The organism is Natrarchaeobaculum sulfurireducens (assembly GCF_003430825.1).
GTDB classification, from domain to species: domain Archaea; phylum Halobacteriota; class Halobacteria; order Halobacteriales; family Natrialbaceae; genus Natrarchaeobaculum; species Natrarchaeobaculum sulfurireducens.
This window is the reverse complement of sequence record NZ_CP024047.1, coordinates 1,859,465-1,877,028: the sequence shown is the minus strand read 5'-3', so window position 1 is coordinate 1,877,028 and position 17,564 is coordinate 1,859,465. Positions and strand designations below refer to the sequence as shown.

Sequence of the window (17,564 nt, the reverse complement as noted above, 5' to 3'; positions counted from 1 at the left end):
CGCGACGGCCGCCCGGTGGCGTTCAGGGCGCACGTCTCGAGCGACGAAGTGGGGCGCGAATCGAAAACATGGCAACCCTTTTCCGCTGGGCAGCAGAACCCGAGTGTATGTCGGACGAAAACGAATCCACCGATGAGAGCAGCGACGACGGCGAGGAAAAATCCTTCCGCGAGCGGGTCGAGGAGATCCGAGAGAAGCGCGCCGAAGAGGGCGACGGCGAGGGCGAACCGCCGGAGAGTCCGTTCGGCGGTGGCGGTCCCGGTGGCATGGGTGGCGGCAACCCGTTCGCTCAGATGATGGGCGGCATGATGGGCGGCGGTCCCGGCGGCATGGGCGGCGGCCCGGGCGGTCCAGGCGGTCGCGGCGAGGAGGTCGGAAACGAGGAACTCGTCCGTGAGGTCCGCCAGCTTCGCGACGAGATGCGCGACCAGACCCGCGCGCTCAAGCGCATCGCCGACGCGCTCGAGGACGATAACTGAAATCCACCCCAGTTCGCTTGCACCGCATTTCTCACAGCAGCATTTCTCTGGCATCCGTCTACGTGGTGGGCTCGCGTAATCGAACGGCTTTTAGAACGCCGACGGATACCTCGCACCGATGGACGTACTGATCGTCGGCGCGGGATCGATGGGAACGTGGTTCGGCCGCGGCCTCGAGGCAGACGTCGCGTTCGCCGACCTCGACCGAGACGCCGCAGCGAGCGCCGCCGAATCAGTCGACGGAACGGTCGCCGACCTCGAGGGTGACGACCGCTACGACGTCGTTTGTCTCGCTGTCCCGATGACCCACGTTGCCGAAGCGATCGACGCCCACGCTGACCGGGCCAAGCAGGCGATCGTCGACGTTTCGGGCGTCATGGACGTGCCTCTGGAAGCGATGGCCGAACAGGCCTCCGACCGAGAGCGCGTGAGCTTTCACCCGCTTTTCGCGCCCGAACGGGCACCCGGCTCGATCGCCGTCGTTAGGGGCCGATCCGGTCCGACGACCGACGGGCTGATCGAGACGCTCGAGGCCCGCGGAAACGACGTCCTCGAGACGACGGCCGCCGAACACGACGAGGCGATGGAGACGGTCCAGGCGGCGACGCACGCCGCCGTCCTCTCGTTCGCACTCGCCGCCAGCCCAGCGCCCGACGGGTTCGAGACGCCGATTTACGACGGCCTCTCGGACCTGGTCGAACAGGTGACCGAGGGGACCCCGCGGGTCTACGCCGACATTCAGGCGTCGTTCGACGGAGCCGACGCGGTCGCCGACGCCGCCGCCGAACTCGCCGAAGCAGATCCGGCCGCCGTCGAATCGCTTTACCGCGAGGCAGCGGATCGGTGGCAGACAGATGGGAGCACGGAGACGGACAACGAGGCAACCGACACGGCGGGTGAGCCGGAATGAGCGACCACCGCGAGGCCGTCCGTTCAAACGCGAAGTATCTCCGGAACGTCCGCCCGATCGATCCCGAAGAGATCTGCGAGTACATCGAGGGGTCCCCACACCCAGCAGTCGTTCGCCAGCTTCTCCGGGAGGAAGCCGTAGACCTCGGTCTGATCGAACGTGATGACGGAACCTTCGTCCCCGTCGACGACGACCCGGTATCACCGCTGACTGGGCCGGTTCGCCGATTTCCCGACCGCTACCAACGACACCTCGAGGACCTCCTGGTCGACCGCTACGGCGCCGACTGGGCCGACGGCGTCAGCGGCGACCTGCTCCGGTCGACGATTCGGCGGTTCAAAGCGAGCTACCTCGAGGGACGCCACGTCGAGTACGACGAGGATGTCGCAGCGGGCTATGCGATCTATCACTTGCCGGCGTACTACGCCGCGGTCCAGTACGCGCTCGACGACCTTGCCGACCGTGGGCTATTGGGGCGATCACTTCGCGTCCTCGACGTCGGCGCCGGCGTCGGCGGCCCTGCACTCGGCCTTCACGAGTACCTCCCCGAGGACGCCCTGCTCGAGTACCACGCGGTCGAGCCGAGCGCAGCTGCGGACGTGCTCGAGTCGATGCTCGAAACGACCGGACCCAACGTCCACGCGACGATCCACCGCTCGACAGCGGAAGACTTCGACTCCCTGACCGTTGGGGAACCCGACAACGGATTCGACCCCAGCGCTCCCGGGGACGGTTTCGACCTCGTGCTCGCCTGTAACGTCCTGAGCGAACTCGACGATCCCGTTGCCGTCACCCGGTCGTATCTCGAGATGCTCGCACCCAACGGGACGATGCTCGCGATGGCGCCAGCCGACAAAAACACGAGCATCGGCCTTCGCGAGATCGAACGCGAACTCGAGGACGAGCGCCTGTGGGAAAGAGGCGACGACAGCGACGGCGAGGGTCGCGTTACGGTCTACAGCCCCGCTGTGCGCCTCTGGCCGGGCGAGCGGCCTACCGACCGCGGCTGGTCGTTCGACGTCCGTCCCGACCTCGCCGTCCCGTCGGTCCAGCAGCGTCTCGAGGACGCGACACCGCCGGCCGACGACGACCACGACTCCGGTGAGTTCGTCAACGCCGATGTCCAGTTTTCGTACTCACTGTTGCGACTCGATTCGAAGCGACGGATCGAGCTCTCGCTCGAAACCAGTCAGTGGGCGAAAATGGCTGATATGGACCGTCACGTGCCAAATCGAATCGATCTCGTCGCGGCGAAACTCAGCCGATCGCTGAGCGACGGCGACGCGAACCCGCTGTTCAAGATCAGCGACGGAAGCGAGTCCGTCGACCACTACGCCGTCTGTACAAACGAGACGTCGCTCAACCGACCGTTGCTCGAAGCCGACTACGGTGACGTTCTCTCGTTCGAGCGCGCCCTCGCCCTCTGGAACGACGATGAGGAAGCGTTCAACCTCGTCGTCGACGAGGAGACCGTCGTCGATCGGCTTGCCTGAGCCCGCGATCGACTCGACCTCTCGTTGCACGTGCTAACTGATCACAAAGCGGAGGGCTTTTTGGATCACACTCCGACGAACGAATATGAGCGACTCTCTCGAAATTCTCCTCACCAACGACGACGGCATCGATAGCACCGGCATCCGCGCGCTCTACGAGGCTCTCTCGGAGCACGCCAACGTCACCGTCGTCGCCCCTGCAAACGATCACAGCGCGTGTGGTCGCTCGATCTCACACGAAGTCGACGTCTCCGAACACGAACTCGGCTACGCCGTCTACGGCACGCCTGCAGACTGCGTCGTTGCGGGCCTGGCCGAACTCGGCCCGTTCCCTGACCTCGTCGTCTCCGGCTGTAACGAAGGCGCGAACCTCGGCGAGTACGTCCTCGGTCGCTCCGGCACGGTCAGTGCCGCGGTCGAGGCCGCGTTCTTCGACGTACCCGCAATTGCGACTTCCATGTACGTGCCCGTCGACGAGACGCCGCTTTCGGAGATCGAGTTTACCACCGACGACTTCGCTGACGCAACCCGAGTTACGTCGTTTCTCGCCGAGAAAGCCATCAATGCCGGCGTCTTCGACCACGCTGCGTATCTCAACGTAAACGTCCCCCTGGCCGACGGTGATCCTGCACCGGTCGAGATCACTCACCCGTCGAAACGCTACGAGATGGACGCCGAGCGAAACGGCGACGCCGTCCACCTCAAAGACCGCGTCTGGGAATCGATGGATCCCGACGTGATTCCCGATCCGAACGGGACCGACCGGCGCGCCGTCGCCGAGGGTCGGATCAGCATCTCTCCGCTGACGGCACCCCACTCGACCAATCACCATGACACCCTCGAGGAACTCGCGGCGACCTACGGTGAAACCGTCGGCGTCACAGATCGCTGATCACGACTCGAAAGTCGACGCCGATCCCATCCGAGCGACCTCCCAGCAAATGCGTGTGACTTGCTCCCAGATACTTCGACAGCAGGCTTCGACGTCAGGTCCCGGCTACTGGCATCGACTGCTGAAGGAGTGACCTCGTCGTCTTTTTCGAGCTATTGTTACCCCGTGGACGCTGTGTCCTTGCCAGTCGCAAGGTTACTTCCCTTCCACGATGGCGACGTCAACGCTGTCACGAACTCGTCGGGAAGTGGACTGCCGGCGGCACAAATATAAATCAGTGGATAGAACTGCAACACAACTGCTTCACCCCAGTGATCGTCACATCGGAGGGTAACTAACACATGGCACTCAGTACGATTTGGACTCGGCTCTCGTCTCTCTGGCGTCGCTCATCGACAGAGGGGGCAGAAGAAACCGAGTCCACGACGGATGCGGAATCGAACGATGAACAGTCGGCAAACGAAACGCTGAGCTATGCAGAACAGTTCGAGTACGGCGTCGACGAACGCGACCTCCCAGACGAGGATAAGATTCTTCGCCTGCTCGTCGAGCGCGGAGGTCGCGTCGACGCCACCACCATCCAGGAACGTACCGGCTGGTCGGAAGATCGGCTCGAGACCGTCATCGACCGTATGGAGACCGACGACCAGATCAGCGCGATCACCGTCGGTCGGAAACGCGTGATCTGTCGGCGCGGCTTCGAACCGAAGGGCTATCGCTCTCACCTCAACGAGTGAGTCTTCACGCCCAAGTCACTCCCCGAGAATCGCTTTCGTAGCCGTTTTTCACCCTGCTCGAGTGTCCACCAGAGGTCAACGACCCGTGACTGCTGAGTAGGGATCACAGGCCTTCCTCGAGATATAACCCCCCGGCCAACTCCCGCGGTATGGCGTGTTCAGGCCGAATCCCTTTCCCGCAAACGGCTCTCGAGACGACCATGTTAGCTGATTATAGGCGCTAAGCCCCCGTCCTCAAGGAGCGAACGAAGTGAGCGAGTAGGGCGGGGATACAGCGCCGCCATCGTTTTACTTTCACCGCACGACATGGCCTTACTATCCCTGCAGTCGAAGGGAGTAGTACGGCTTACCACGCTTCCGGCGGTGTTCAAGCGCGACAAGAAGCGCGCACCGTTGGTTGTGGCCGAGTGTCCATCCGGTGGGAGTGGGACACTCCGAACCACCCGTAAAGGGAAGCCGCCTGCGGAGTCTGGAGCCGCTGTGTCCACGTCGGATGCAAGCTCCGACACAGAAACAGGAAGCCCCACCCTCTACAACCGAGAGGCGAGTAGCCCCGAGCGCGGTAGGGTGGGGTAGTTCACAACTCGCACTGCTGTTTTTCGTCATCGCGATCATCGCTGGCGCGTTCGGTGCGACTGGCGTCGCAGGAGTCACGATGTCCATCGCGAAGTGGCTCGTGTTGTTATTCTCGGCCCAAAAGTTACGAATCAAGCCGTTTCGACGGTCCTATCTTGCGGTAGAGAACTCTATAGGACTGTTAATTCCAAGTGGACTCGCCGGGATTTGAACCCGGGGCCTCTTCCTTGCGAAGGAAGCGATCTGCCACTGATCTACGAGCCCTCGAGCAGGTATACCCGTGGTTTCTACTTGTAGCTTGTGTTTCGTCGGTAGATGGTGAGACGGAACCACGGACTCGAGTCCAACGCGGTAGTCAGCTGTCGGCGGCAAGTCGTCGGAGCCGTTCGATCCAATGTACCGGGAGCGGATTCGTTCTAAAGGGGTCGATAGCTACCTCACAGTTTGCCGTTGGGAGCGAGCAGGTACTGTGAGTGACGGCTATTCGTACCCACAGCATCGACCGTCCGGTGCCCGGTAGTCAGCGACCGACGGAGAGAACTCGAGTGCGACCGGCGAGCAATCCGAGCAGGAAGCCGGTGAAGTGTGCGATCAGGGCGACTCCTGGTGCAGCGGTCGCCAGGGTAACGGCGACGGCAAGTCCGAGAAAGACGAGCACCGAGAGCCAGCGCGGGACGTCGACGAACGAAGCCAGACTCACCGAGAGCCGATTCGAGGCGATCAAATAGCCAAGCAGCGCGAAGACGGCACCGCTGGCCCCGAGAACGCCGGGCGTCCCGGGGCTGGCGACCACCGGTGTCGCCACGACGGCGTTCGTGACGAAAATCTGGGATATCCCGGCCAACGCGCCGGTCGTCACGAAAAACGTGTGAAATCGCAGCCGGGTCGTCGCACGGGCCACCGGCCAGCCGAAGACGACGAGCGCGAGGCTGTTTGAGAGGAGGTGTCCGACGCCTCCGTGGGCGTAGACGCTCGTGACGATCGTCCACGGGTTGTCGGTGATCGGCGGCGTGAGGACGAACAGTCCGGCCATCGCTCCCAGAACGTCGGCGACGAGTTGCGCGACGAAAACGACGACGAAGACGATCAGCAACTCGAGGATCGGCGTCGTCGACCCGGGCTCACCGCTGTGAGGACTCGTCGTCGACCGCCCACCGGCCTGACTCACCATACGATTCCTAGGGTGGCGAGCGACAAAAGTTCCCGCTACGTACACCTGATAGGCTCTGAGTACTCGAGCCGAGACAGCCACAGCTCTCGACCGTGAGAAAACGAAGGAAATGTACGCGAATCGGCCCGACTGAGATCAGTCTTCGAGGACGATCTCGATCGAGACGTCGTTCGGCACCTGAATGCGCATGAGCTGTCGGAGTGCGCGTTCGTCGGCGTCCAGGTCGATCAGGCGCTTGTGGACGCGCATCTCCCAGTGCTCCCACGTCGCGGTGCCCTCGCCGTCAGGCGACTTCCGGGTCGGCACCTCGAGGGTCTTCGTCGGCAGCGGGATCGGACCGCTGAGGTTGACGCCGGTGTTGCTCGCGATCTCGCGGACGTCGTCGCAGATGTCGTCTAAGTCGTCTGGGCTCGTGCCCGCGAGTCGAACGCGTGCCTGCTGCATTTATTTCTCGTTGACGTCGAGGACCTTGCCGGCCGCGATGGTCTGGCCCATGTCGCGGATGGCGAAGCTCCCGAGTTCTGGGATCTCGCTGGACGGCTCGATGCTGAGGGGTTTCTGCGGTCGGATGGTGACCACAGCAGCGTCACCCGACTGGATGAAGTCGGGGTTCTCCTCGGCGACTTCGCCGCTTGCGGGGTCCATCTTCTTGTCGATGGACTCGATCGTACAGGCGACCTGGGCCGTGTGAGCGTGGAAGACTGGCGTGTAGCCTGCCGTGAGCACGCTGGGGTGTTGCATGACGACGATCTGCGCCTGGAAGGTCTCGGCGACTTTCGGCGGGTCGTCGGCGGGGCCACAGACGTCACCGCGGCGGATGTCGTCTTTGCCGATGCCACGGACGTTGAACCCGACGTTGTCACCGGGTTCTGCCTTGGGCACCTCTTCGTGGTGCATTTCGATGGTCTTGACCTCGCCACCAACGTCCGAGGGCTGGAAGACGACATCGTCGCCGGTGTTCATGACACCGGTCTCGATGCGGCCGACGGGGACGGTACCGATACCCGAGATCGTGTAGACGTCCTGGATCGGCAGGCGGAGCGACGCTTCCGTCGGCGGCTCCGGTGCCGGCAGGTCGTTGAGGGCCTCGAGCAGGGTTTCGCCGTCGTACCACGACGTGTTGTCCGAGGAGTCGGCGATGTTGTCGCCTTCGAACGCCGAGATCGGGATGAACGAGGCGTCATCGACGTTGAACTGGACCTGCTTGAGCAGCTGGGAGACTTCGTCGACGACGTCGTCGTAGGTGTCTTCCTTGTAGTCGACGACGTCCATCTTGTTGATGCCGATGATGAGTTCGTCGATACCGAGGGTTCGAGCCAGGAAGACGTGCTCCTGGGTCTGGGGCGCGACACCGTCGTCAGCGGCGACGACGAGGACGGCGTTGTCCGCTTGGGATGCGCCCGTGATCATGTTCTTGACGAAGTCGCGGTGGCCAGGACAGTCGACGATGGTGAAGTCGTACTCGTCGGTGGAGAACTCCTGGTGGGCGATGTCGATGGTGACACCACGTTCTCGCTCTTCGGCGAGGTTGTCCATGACGTAGGCGAACTCGAATCCGCCCTTGCCTTTCTCCTCGGCTTCTTCGCGGTGCTGCTCGATTACGTGCTCGGGTACGCTCCCCGTCTCGTAGAGGAGTCGTCCCACGAGCGTACTTTTCCCGTGGTCAACGTGGCCGATGACGGCCAGGTTCTGGTGTTGTTCGCTCATTGTTGTAGCTCACGCGCAGAGGCGCTTATATCGGTGCCTTTGGCTCGTTGCGGTTAAAACCATTTCGAAAGCGCATTCAGCCAAACCCGACGCCTGCTTGCGGTTTGTGTCACGTACACACGGTTTCGGCGGACGTGTGACCGGTCGAAACGGCTGCTCAAGATGGATCGAAAATCCGGGCCCGAACGACGACCTGAGAGCCATGGAACTCGACGCAGGCCACACCGGAGCGCGAAACGAAGATGACGAAGAAGACGCCGAGTCAGTTACAGTTCGGGGAGTCGACCGACGTCCGAGAGAACTGCGGTTGCCGTCTCGGGACCGCCAGCACCGCGGCCGCTCGAGTGCAGCGAGCCGGCGTGGCGAGTCTCGATCTGGACGATATTTCGTGTGCCCGTGACGGCGAGTGCGCCGTTTTCGGGGACGAGTCGAGGCCCGACGCGGATGCCTTCGCGGGTCGCCTCGCCGATGAGTCGGATCGTTCGGCCATCCTCCGCCGCGAGGTCGAGTGCGCTGCCGGGGATGTTCTGGATGCCCTCGACGGTCGCATCCTCGAGCGAGAAGCCGCCGTCGGAGAGCACGTTTGCGAGGATGACGAACTTCAGCGCGGCGTCGGTGCCGTCGACGTCGAACGTCGGATCGGCCTCGGCGACACCCAGGTCCTGGGCCTCCGCGAGGACGTGTTCGTAGTCGAGCCCTTCGGCGGCCATCCGGGTGAGGATAAAGTTCGCGGTGCCGTTTAAGACGCCACGAACTGCGGTGACCGCCTGTGGCGTCTCGTCTTCGATCGTCGAAAGGACCGGAATCGCACCACCGACCGTGGCCTCGAACCGGACCGAGCCTGCACTGTCGGCTTCGATTGCTCGCAGATCCTCATAGCGTTCGGCGACCGGCCCCTTGTTCGCGAGGACGACGTGGCGGTCGGCCTCGAGTGCGCGCTTTGCGTGCGTGAAGCCGGGTTCGGCGTCGTCGAGGGTCGTCGGCGTCGCCTCGACCAGTACGTCGTAGTCAGTCTCGAAAACGGCCGCTGGGTCGGCGTCCCCAACGGCTCCCGAACTGATCTTGCGTTCGAGCGCATCGTCGACGTCGATGCCGTCGGAGTCGACGACGGCGCTACTCGAGTCTGCGAGCGCAACGACTTCGTGTCCATACTCGCCAGCGAGGTCGGCGACTGATTGGCCGACGGCGCCGGAACCGAGAATAGCGAGACGCATCAGGCCTCACCCCCGAGCAGTGGTTCGACGACAGTGAGATCCTTCGAGGAACCGATCGAGCGAATCGCTGCGAGTGCCTCGTCGGCACGACCCGAGTCGATCGCGAGTCGGACGCGTGCGCTCGAGATTCCATCGGTTCCGTCCGGAGCCGAAAGCGAGAGGTCGCGGACGACCGAGTCGGCCTCGGCTTCGATCCGTGAGAGCGTCTCCGAAAGGTCGGTCTCGACGAGTTCGCCGACGAGAACGACGTTGATCTCCTCGCCGTAGTGTTCTGCGCCGGCCTGAATCACGTTGACGCCGGCGTTTCGCAGCGCGTCGACGACGTCGTCGAAGCGATCCGGCGGACACTCGAGGTCGACCTCTACGGGGATGTGACCGCGGGGTGTGATGTTGCCGCGTTCGTGGTGGATCGAAAGCAGGTTCCCTCCGTTGTCGGCGACCGGTGCGAGCGCGCGGAGCAGCTCTCCCGGTTCGTCGACGAGCTCGAGTCGAACCGTGTACGGCCGGACGCCGCCGTCTGTCTCCGGGTCGTCTCCGTCGCTGGTTTCGTTACCCATCGCCGTCACCTCCGTGTCGCGGACGTCCACACGTCGTCATGGTGTACGACTCCGTAATTGGCGCGTAAAAGCATATAGGAGTTCCCAAAACTCTCCGGTCCTGCCAACGTACCCCACAGGCTCGACGTTCTCGAGCGGCGGATGAAACTGGCCCTCGAGCAGATAGCAGGATCCGACTCGAGGTGTGTCTCGACTACCTTCGACGGACACGCTATCGAGAGACAGAACGGAGGGGCAAAACGGAGAGACAGACTCTAAAGGTGGTCTTTGCCGGGGTTCGACGAGCCCCAGTCGCCGCGACCACCCTCGGTTCGGTCGATGCCCATGATCGACTCGGCCTGGTCGGGGCCGCCGAGGCTGTCCCGGGGGTCAGGAACTCGAACCGTCACCTCGTCGATTTCGGGCCACTGGATGAGCGCGGCTTCGATGTTACCCGTAGTGACGTCGCTGACGGAACACCCCGAACAGCCGCCACCGAGTTCGATGATCACTTCGCCAGTTTCGGGGTCGGCCTCCCGAACCGCGCTCGTCCCGCCGTGCATCTGGATGATCGGCATTTCGCGGCTGAGCCACTCCTCGACGCGCGCTTTGAGCGGACGGTCGGCGTCGGATTCTGACATACCCCTGCTTAGGACTCGAGCGGGGAATACGTTGCGCAGGACGCCCGTATTCGTCAGTAACGACCACGAAAGACCCGGTTCGGTGGTCCGTCGGCGGTGCCGTCTATCCAGGCCATTAAGAACTGTTGTCAGTTCGGCGTACTGCGATGGAGTCACGTCGCCGCGTTCCGCGTCGGTGAGCGCCAAAGTGGGGCTCACCACGAGCAAGCGATGGGTCACCGCGTTCCGACGACAGCGAAGGACGCTATCACTCGTGGTGACGTCGGTCGCCGGTGCCGTCGGTGAGCGCGCTCGCCAGTGCGCCCTCGACGACGACGTCGTCGCCCAGGTCGGTGACGCGAATTTCGGGGACGTTGGTCATCACCATCTCCGAGACGCGCTTGCGAATCGGGTCGACGACGAGCGCTTCGTTGTGGAGGGAAACGGCACCGCCGAAAGAGATCACGATCGGCGAAAAGGCGTGGACGACGTTCGTGACACCGATGGCGTTCCAGTGTGCGACCTGGTCGATCACGTAGTCGGCAAACTCGTCTTCGCCCGCGAGATCGAAGACGTCTTTCGCCGTGAATTCAGGGCCCTCGAGCGGCAATTCGGTGTCGATCGACGGGTCGTCCTCGGCGAGCAGTCGGGCGTAGTCAGGGATGCCGTTGCCCGAGCAGTACGCCTCCCAGTGGCCGTCGTGGCCGCAACCACAGGTCAGACGACCGGTCGGATCGACGACGTAGTGGCCGACCTCGCCGGCGTTACCGTCCCAGCCGTCGAGCACCCGACCGTCACAGCAGACGCCCGCTCCGATCCCCGAAGAGATCGTGATGTAGACCATGTCGTCCGGGTTTCGACTCGAGTGGAACCGTTCACCGATGACGCCCGCGTTCGTGTCGTTGTGGAGGTAGACGTCGTCGCTGTCGATCAGGTTCTCGATCGGCCCGGTGAGCGGGATTCGGTCGATCGAATCCGGCAGGTTCGCCGGATCGATGACGGCTCCTTCGACGAGATCGAACGGACCGATCGAGCCGATCCCAGCGGCCACGATCCGGTTGGGGGCGACACCCGCGTCGACGCACGCTTCACGAAGCGTCTCGAGGACACCCTCGGTGACGTCGATGCCCGTCGGCCCACGCGGTGTCTCGTTTCGACTGACGCCGATCGTCGTCCCATCGGCCTCGGCGACGACCGCTCGCACGTTCGTCGCACCGAGATCGACGCCCGCATAGTAACCCATTCTGTCTGAACGACCGTCTCGACGCTACTTAACTACACATATTGTACTCGATGTCGAGTTACGATCGCAGCCGAGACGGTCGGTTCTCCCAACTGTTCGACCGAGTGGTTGGACGACGAAACCGGGAGCGAGTTTCTCGACGGGCAGGATTCACGACGCCCTCGAATAGACGGCACCGAGAGACACTCAGAAACGGACACAGGGACGTGTGTGGCCAACTAACGTCCTCCCGACAGAGTTACCCGTCCGAATCCATTATCTCATCGTCGACGAGGGAGATGACCGACGACGAACACATCGACACCGAGTACCACCTTCGAGAGGCGCTTCGACACCTCGACGAAGCCCAGGCTGGCGACCTCCGAAAGACCCACTCCGTCGCGCTCGAGGAAGTGTCGACGACAGTCAGTACCGTACTCAGAGAACGAAGTGCCGACGAGTGAGATGCCAGTGGTGACCGTCGCTACGCCTCGACGGGCTGTCGAACCACGAGCACGATCAGGTCCGAAAAGGGCGTGTCCTCCGGCCCGTCGCCACCGGCGTGTGCCGCCAGTTCCGCGAGGGTAAACCGGTGGATCTCCTCGGCCTTGTGGGTCAATTTTTCACACACCAGCGCCTCGAGGGCGGGGTCAGCACCCGACTCGAGCAGAAACTCGGCGATGTCGCCGGGCATGATGTCGTAGGGTCGGGGGAGGACGAGCAGGTGGCGCTCGTCGACGGCCGCCGCGAGACGATCCATATCCGCGGTAACGTCGCCGCTTTTGTGAAGCGTGACGAACGTCGAATCCTCCTTTGGCGTTCGGGCACGGCTCGCAGCGAGCTGGATCGAGGAGATGCCAGGGATCACCCGAAGCGGCGTTTCGGGGGCCGTACGCTCGAGGGCGCGTTGGACTTTCCCGACGAACTGGTAGCCCGAGTGGTTCGGATCGCCCATGGCGACGGCGGTGCCCGACTCGCCAGCAGCGACGCGCTCGGCGAACTCCGAAAGCGCCGCTGCTTCGTCCTTGTACCCACAGGTCAGCAGGTCGGCGTCGGTACACTCCGCGACGAACTCGACGACGGTCGTGAAACCGACGACGACGTCCGCCTCGGCGATTGCACGCTCGCCACGCGGGGTGAGGTACTCGAGGTTCCCCGGTCCGACGCCGACGGCGTAGACGGGGTCGTGGACTTCGGCGGCTCCGCCGCCTCCGTCTCGCTGCCCCCTCGGCGCAGCGCTCTCCTCGTCGATGTCGGGTTCGGCCGCCGCGGCTGCGAACGTCGCCGGGTCCGGCCCACTGTCGAGGTCGTACTCGTCGCTCATTTTTTCACCTCGTCGGCGCTTCGTTCGTCGGCCGTGCGCTCGAGCTCGAGGTCGCCCGCCCGGACGTCTGTGGCGACGTGAATCAGTTCGTTCGTCAGCGCGGCAGCGAGGCCGCTGCCGCCGCGTCGCCCGACGTTCGTGATCGCGGGCACGTCGTAGCTCTCGCTCACCTCGCGAATGCGCCCACGACTCTCTTCGGCCTTGACGAAACCGACGGGTGTCGCGACGACGACGGCCGGTCGGGTGCCGTTCTCGATGCAGTCGGCGAGCGCGAAGGCGGCCGTCGGCGCGTTCCCCACCGTCGCGATTGCGCCGTCGTAGACCCCCCGTTTGTCGAGCTCGAGGACGCCCGCAGCGGTCCGGGTCATACCCGTCTCGTTGGCCAACTCGGAGCCGTGGCCGATCGCCTTGTGCTTCTCGCAGTCGTGCCCGCGGCCAGTAATTCCCACCTGGGCCATCGTGATGTCCGTGACGACGTTCGCCGCCTCGAGGACGGCACGGGCACCAGCTCGAACGGGGGCGTCCTCGTCGGCTCCGAGGTCGTCGCCCCCGGTGAACTCGAGCAGGTGTTGAAACTCGATATCGCCCATCGAGTGGACGGACTTCTGTCGAATGCGATCCGCGAGCGTCTCGTCGGGGACGAACTGCCGGACGATGTCCATACTCGTCTCGGCGATCTCCATCGCCTCCTGGGTCGTCGCGCCGAGGTCGGCGTACTCACGCTCGTATGCCCCGCCGTCGGACTCGAGGGGGTCGTCCTCAGTCATCGGTGGCCACCCCTGCACCGACGGCCTCGTTGGTCGTCCGCGCCTCGAGGTCACCCTCGACCTCGAGGTTCAGGTCGCGTAGCCGATCGACGGTCTCGTCGTCGGCGTCCCAGAGGTCGCGATCGATCGCCTCGAGTAAGGTGTCGGTGATCGACTCGAGCGCCCACGGGTTGACCTCGCGCATCCACGCCTGGCGATCGTCGTCGAAGGCGAACTTCTCGGCGACGTCTTCCCACAGCGTGTCGCTGACGACGCCCGTCGTGGCGTCCCAGCCGAGGGTGACGTCGACCGTCGTCGAGAGGTCGCCAGCGCCCTTGTAGCCGTGGTCTTCCATCGACTCGAGCCAGTCGGGGTTGAGCACGCGTGCGCGCATGGCCTTCCGGACTTTCTCCTCGTTCGTGTAGACGGAGACGTTGTCCGGGTCCGAGGAGTCGCCGACGTAGGAGGCGGGTTCCTCACCCGAGACCTCGGCGACGGCGGAGATGAAGCCGCCGTGGAACGCATACCAGTCCGAGGAGTCGAACTCGTCCTGTTCCATCGTGTCCTCGAGCTTGACTGTCGCATCGACGCTCGAGAGCCGTCGCTCGAAGGATGCGTGGGCGTCAGAAACCCGCCCGCGGGAGCCCATGGCGTAGCCGCCCCACTGGACGTAGACGCTCGCGAGATCAGACCGGTCGTCCCAGTTGCCCTCGTCGACGGCCTTGTTCGTCCCAGCCCCGTAGCCGCCGGGTTTGGTGGTGAAAACGCGGTGTTTCGCCGCGTTCCGGGCGTCCGATTCGTCGAGTCTCTCCTCCGCTCGCAACTGCTCGGCTTCCTCCTCGACGTGTTTTTTGACGTAGTTCATTTCGTGGGGCTCCTCGAGGTCGACGACGGCGTCGACGGCATCGTGGATGACGCCTGCAGCCGCGGGGAAGGCGTCACGGAACAGCCCGGAGACACGCGTCGTCACGTCGATTCGCGGCCGATCCAGCTCCTCGAGCGGGATCGGCTCGACGTCGTCGATCCGGCCGGCGTCGGTCCACTGTGGCTCGACGCCCATCATCGCGAGCACCTGAGCGATCGTCTCGCCGCGGGTGCGGACCGTCGGGGTCCCCCAGGCGACGACGCCGATCTCCTCGGGGTACTCGCCGGTCTCGTTGTGGTGGCGCTCGAGAACACCCTCGGCCACCTCGCGTCCGACCTGCCAGGCCGCCTTCGCGGGCACCTTCCGTGGATCGAGCGTGTAGAAGTTCCGCCCTGTCGGCAGCAGGTCGACGCCACCGCGGGTCGGCGCGCCGGAGCCGCCCGGTGGGACGTACGAACCGGAGAGGGCGTCCGCGGTGCGCGGAATCTCGTCTTCGGCACCCTGGACGCGCGGCTGAGCCTCCTCGCAGACGTACGCGAGGACCTTCCGCAGGTCGTCGTGAGCCCCCGGTTTCGCACGCGCGTCGCCGATCGTCTCGAGGTCGACGATCATGAGGTTGATGTTGACCTCGTCGTCGGGACCGCCCTCGAGTTCGGAGACGGGCACGTCGAAGCCGTGTGCTGCGAGCGTCTCGATCAACTCGACGCTCGTCTCGTAGACCACGTCTGCGGCCTCGGCATAGGTCATTCCGAGGGCGTCGTCGTACTCGCCGGGCGCGTTCAACATCGTCTCGTAATCGACGCCCAGCGCGCCCGCGACGCTTTCGCGCAGGCTCGGCGCGCCGGGGTTCTCGAGACGGGTCAGCGCGACCAGGTATTCGACCAATCGCTCGCCTTCGGGCGGCTCGGACATCGTGTGCAGCCCGAGTCGGATCTGCGTGGTCTTGACGTCCGTGAGATACTCGTGGATGCGCTCGACCAGCTCGCCGATCTCGAGGTCGTCGCCGTCGACCTCGCCCTCTGCGAGCGTAGAACCGGCCTCGTCAGGTCCGCGAACGTCGGCTTTCTCGTCGATGGTTCCTGCGATTCCCAGCTCGACCGCTAGATCGAGGTCCTCGACCGTCTCTCGAATCAGGGTCTCGAGGTGCTCGCCGTCGTCCGCGCGGGCGTCTTCCATCCCGGCCTCGCGGTACTGGTTGGCGAGTTCCTCGAGTTCCGACAGTTCGTCGTACGTCCCGGCATTTCTCATCACGGGCGTCAGGTAATCGACGATCGCCGCGTAGGAGCGCCGTTTGGCCTGGGTCCCCTCGCCAGGGTTGTTGACGATGTAGGGGTAGACGTTCGGCAGGTCGTCTATCAGCTGGTCGGGTGCGCTCTCGCCGTTTAAGCCGACGGTCTTGCCGGGGAGCCACTCGAGGCTGCCGTGCGTGCCGAGGTGGACCACGGCGTCTGCCTCGAACTCGTTGCGCAGCCAGCCGTAGAAGGCGTAGTAGTCGTGTGGCGGCTGGAGATCGGAGTCGTGATAGACCTTCGAGGGGTCCATCCCGAATCCGCGCGGGGGCTGGACGGTGACGAGCACGTTGCCGAACTCAACACCGGGAATCGCGAACGGGCGATCCGGAATCGTGCCCCACTCTTCGACGATGTGCTCCTGGAACCGCTCGTCGGCGTCGCCGAACCACGCCTCGTACTGCTCGGCCGAGACGACGTCGACCGAGAGGTCACGAACGTCTTCGGGAGCCACCCAGCGGTCCTCGAGCGTCAGTTGCGCGGTCAGTGTTTCGACGAGCGTCTGGCCGTCCTCGGGCAGTCCGTCGCCGAGATCGTAGTTCCGGGCCGCGAGTTCGGAGAGTAAGTTGACCGTCGACTCGGGCGAGTCGAGGCCGAACGCCGTCCCGATTCCGTCGTCGCTCGGTGGGTAGTTGTGGAGGACGACGGCGACGGTCTTCTCTTCGTTCGGGGTGTGACGCAGTCGTGCCCAGTTGACCGCCAGCCGGGTGGCGTGGTCGATCCGGTCGTCGATCGGGAAGTGATGCTTGGGGGTCGATCCGATCCCAGCATCGTCGTCGGTTCGCTCTTTGCCCGAGATCGGGTGGGTGATGACGTTCCCGTCGAACTCCGGCAACGCGACCGAGAGGGCGAGTTCGAAGCCCATCACACCCGTCTCGCTCGACTCGTACCGAGAGCGCGAGCGCATCGTCGTGATCGTCTGGATGACGGGGACGCCGAGTCGGTCGAGGAAGACGTCCTCGGCCGACTGGCCCTCGTCGCTGGCGCTGCGGCCGCGTTCGTCCATCGACAGCGAGAACATGAACGAAGAGAGGACGGCGTCGACGACCGGCTGTCCCTCGTCGTCGATCAACCAGTTGTCCGTCACCCACTCCGCGTCCTCCTGTTCTTCGGTATCCGTCGCCGGATTACAGAAGATCGGGAGGACGTTCGCGCCCTGGCCCTCGAGCGCGCGAACCTGCGCGTCGACGTAGCGGGTGTTCTCGTGGGTCCAGTGGGATTCGTAGAACCAGACGGCGACCGTCGGCCTGTCAGGGTCGTGAGTCTCGAGCAACTCCTCGTACCCGATTCCCGCATAGTCAGGGTGATAGACGCCCTCCGTGGGGAGTTCGGTTGGGTCGTCGTACTCGAGGGCCCGGTCACCGTACTCGTTCGCGAGGAATCGACAGAGGTTCTCGACATTGATCGTCCCGCCCCGCTCTAAATACTCGTAGGCACGGTTGCGATGGGCGTCGCTAACCGTCGTATCCTCGAGCGCGAACGCGTCGCCGGTCGCTTTAACGAGTAGTGGGACGTTCGCCTCCTCGAGTGCGCCGGTCGCGTACTCGTAGCCCGGCATGCTGTCTTCGGCGCCATGCAGCCAGAAGAGGGCGGCTGTGGCGTCGCGCAGTTCCTCGACGAACGCCTCGATGTCGGCGTCGTCGTCCAGGTCGCTCTCCGACCGGACGACCAGGTCGACCTCGGGGAGGCGGTCGGCCGCCTCGCCGATCGAGCCGAGTTCGTTCTCCGTCGCCGTGTAGATGCCGATCCGTGTCATTCCGTTTTTTAAACCCTCTTTGTATTA

At 64.2% G+C, this 17,564-nt stretch carries 16 protein-coding genes, 1 tRNA gene and 1 pseudogene; 7 read left to right on the top strand and 11 right to left on the bottom strand.

What is annotated here, in order from left to right; translation table 11 throughout:
- Positions 1-68 precede the first annotated feature (68 nt).
- From AArc1_RS10520 to AArc1_RS19370, 6 genes and pseudogenes are all read left to right on the top strand, one after another.
- A complete protein-coding gene (locus AArc1_RS10520) occupies positions 69-479 on the top strand; it encodes a hypothetical protein (protein ID WP_186336589.1) in 411 nt (136 codons plus the stop codon).
- A 118-nt stretch (positions 480-597) separates the two neighbouring features.
- On the top strand, positions 598-1,389 hold the full coding sequence (locus AArc1_RS10515; RefSeq protein WP_117364326.1) for a prephenate dehydrogenase/arogenate dehydrogenase family protein: 792 nt from the start codon (positions 598-600) through the stop codon (positions 1,387-1,389).
- Positions 1,386-2,882 carry a small ribosomal subunit Rsm22 family protein gene (locus tag AArc1_RS10510; RefSeq protein WP_117364325.1) on the top strand — a complete coding sequence of 499 codons (1,497 nt, stop codon included), beginning with the start codon at positions 1,386-1,388 and terminating at the stop codon, positions 2,880-2,882. Before AArc1_RS10515 ends, AArc1_RS10510 begins: the two co-directional genes overlap by 4 nt.
- An 85-nt stretch (positions 2,883-2,967) precedes the next feature.
- Positions 2,968-3,774 carry a 5'/3'-nucleotidase SurE gene (surE, locus tag AArc1_RS10505; RefSeq protein ID WP_117364324.1) on the top strand — a complete coding sequence of 269 codons (807 nt, stop codon included), beginning with the start codon at positions 2,968-2,970 and terminating at the stop codon, positions 3,772-3,774.
- 341 nt (positions 3,775-4,115) lie between these two features.
- Positions 4,116-4,511: a helix-turn-helix transcriptional regulator gene (locus AArc1_RS10500; RefSeq protein ID WP_117364323.1), complete on the top strand. Its 396-nt coding sequence runs from the start codon at positions 4,116-4,118 to the stop codon at positions 4,509-4,511.
- A 589-nt stretch (positions 4,512-5,100) separates the two neighbouring features.
- A pseudogene (locus AArc1_RS19370) lies at positions 5,101-5,199 on the top strand (DUF1328 domain-containing protein); the annotation flags it as partial.
- Between the two features lie 80 nt (positions 5,200-5,279).
- Here the strand turns inward: AArc1_RS19370 and AArc1_RS10490 are convergent.
- The 8 genes from AArc1_RS10490 to AArc1_RS10455 form a co-directional block, all read right to left on the bottom strand.
- A tRNA-Ala gene (locus AArc1_RS10490) sits at positions 5,280-5,351 on the bottom strand.
- Between the two features lie 256 nt (positions 5,352-5,607).
- Positions 5,608-6,258 carry a rhomboid family intramembrane serine protease gene (locus AArc1_RS10485; RefSeq protein ID WP_117364321.1) on the bottom strand — a complete coding sequence of 217 codons (651 nt, stop codon included), beginning with the start codon at positions 6,256-6,258 and terminating at the stop codon, positions 5,608-5,610.
- Between the two features lie 135 nt (positions 6,259-6,393).
- Entirely contained in the window at positions 6,394-6,702 is a 309-nt protein-coding gene (gene rpsJ / locus AArc1_RS10480; RefSeq protein ID WP_008420226.1) for a 30S ribosomal protein S10, read from the bottom strand.
- On the bottom strand, positions 6,703-7,965 hold the full coding sequence (gene tuf, locus AArc1_RS10475) for a translation elongation factor EF-1 subunit alpha (protein ID WP_117364320.1): 1,263 nt from the start codon (positions 7,963-7,965) through the stop codon (positions 6,703-6,705).
- Between the two features lie 266 nt (positions 7,966-8,231).
- Positions 8,232-9,179, bottom strand: a complete 948-nt coding sequence (locus tag AArc1_RS10470; RefSeq protein WP_117364319.1) for a homoserine dehydrogenase — start codon at positions 9,177-9,179, stop codon at positions 8,232-8,234.
- On the bottom strand, positions 9,179-9,736 hold the full coding sequence (locus AArc1_RS10465; RefSeq protein ID WP_117365862.1) for an amino acid-binding protein: 558 nt from the start codon (positions 9,734-9,736) through the stop codon (positions 9,179-9,181). The genes AArc1_RS10470 and AArc1_RS10465 overlap by 1 nt, the downstream gene beginning before the upstream one ends.
- 254 nt (positions 9,737-9,990) lie before the next feature.
- Positions 9,991-10,356, bottom strand: a complete 366-nt coding sequence (locus AArc1_RS10460; RefSeq protein WP_117364318.1) for a NifU family protein — start codon at positions 10,354-10,356, stop codon at positions 9,991-9,993.
- A 247-nt stretch (positions 10,357-10,603) separates the two neighbouring features.
- On the bottom strand, positions 10,604-11,578 hold the full coding sequence (locus tag AArc1_RS10455; RefSeq protein ID WP_117364317.1) for an ROK family protein: 975 nt from the start codon (positions 11,576-11,578) through the stop codon (positions 10,604-10,606).
- Positions 11,579-11,856: 278 nt separating this feature from the next.
- Here AArc1_RS10455 and AArc1_RS19050 point away from each other — a divergent pair, with 278 nt between their 5' ends.
- On the top strand, positions 11,857-12,021 hold the full coding sequence (locus tag AArc1_RS19050) for a hypothetical protein (protein WP_186336588.1): 165 nt from the start codon (positions 11,857-11,859) through the stop codon (positions 12,019-12,021).
- A gap of 20 nt (positions 12,022-12,041) precedes the next feature.
- Here AArc1_RS19050 and AArc1_RS10450 read toward each other — a convergent pair whose 3' ends face one another.
- Genes AArc1_RS10450 through cobN form a run of 3 tightly spaced genes read right to left on the bottom strand, consistent with a single transcriptional unit; the run spans position 12,042 to position 17,537 of the window.
- Positions 12,042-12,881 carry a cobalt-precorrin-7 (C(5))-methyltransferase gene (locus AArc1_RS10450; RefSeq protein WP_117364316.1) on the bottom strand — a complete coding sequence of 280 codons (840 nt, stop codon included), beginning with the start codon at positions 12,879-12,881 and terminating at the stop codon, positions 12,042-12,044.
- Entirely contained in the window at positions 12,878-13,648 is a 771-nt protein-coding gene (locus AArc1_RS10445; RefSeq protein WP_117364315.1) for a precorrin-8X methylmutase, read from the bottom strand. The genes AArc1_RS10450 and AArc1_RS10445 overlap by 4 nt, the downstream gene beginning before the upstream one ends.
- Positions 13,641-17,537, bottom strand: a complete 3,897-nt coding sequence (gene cobN / locus AArc1_RS10440; protein ID WP_117364314.1) for a cobaltochelatase subunit CobN — start codon at positions 17,535-17,537, stop codon at positions 13,641-13,643. Before cobN ends, AArc1_RS10445 begins: the two co-directional genes overlap by 8 nt.
- Positions 17,538-17,564: the final 27 nt, after the last annotated feature.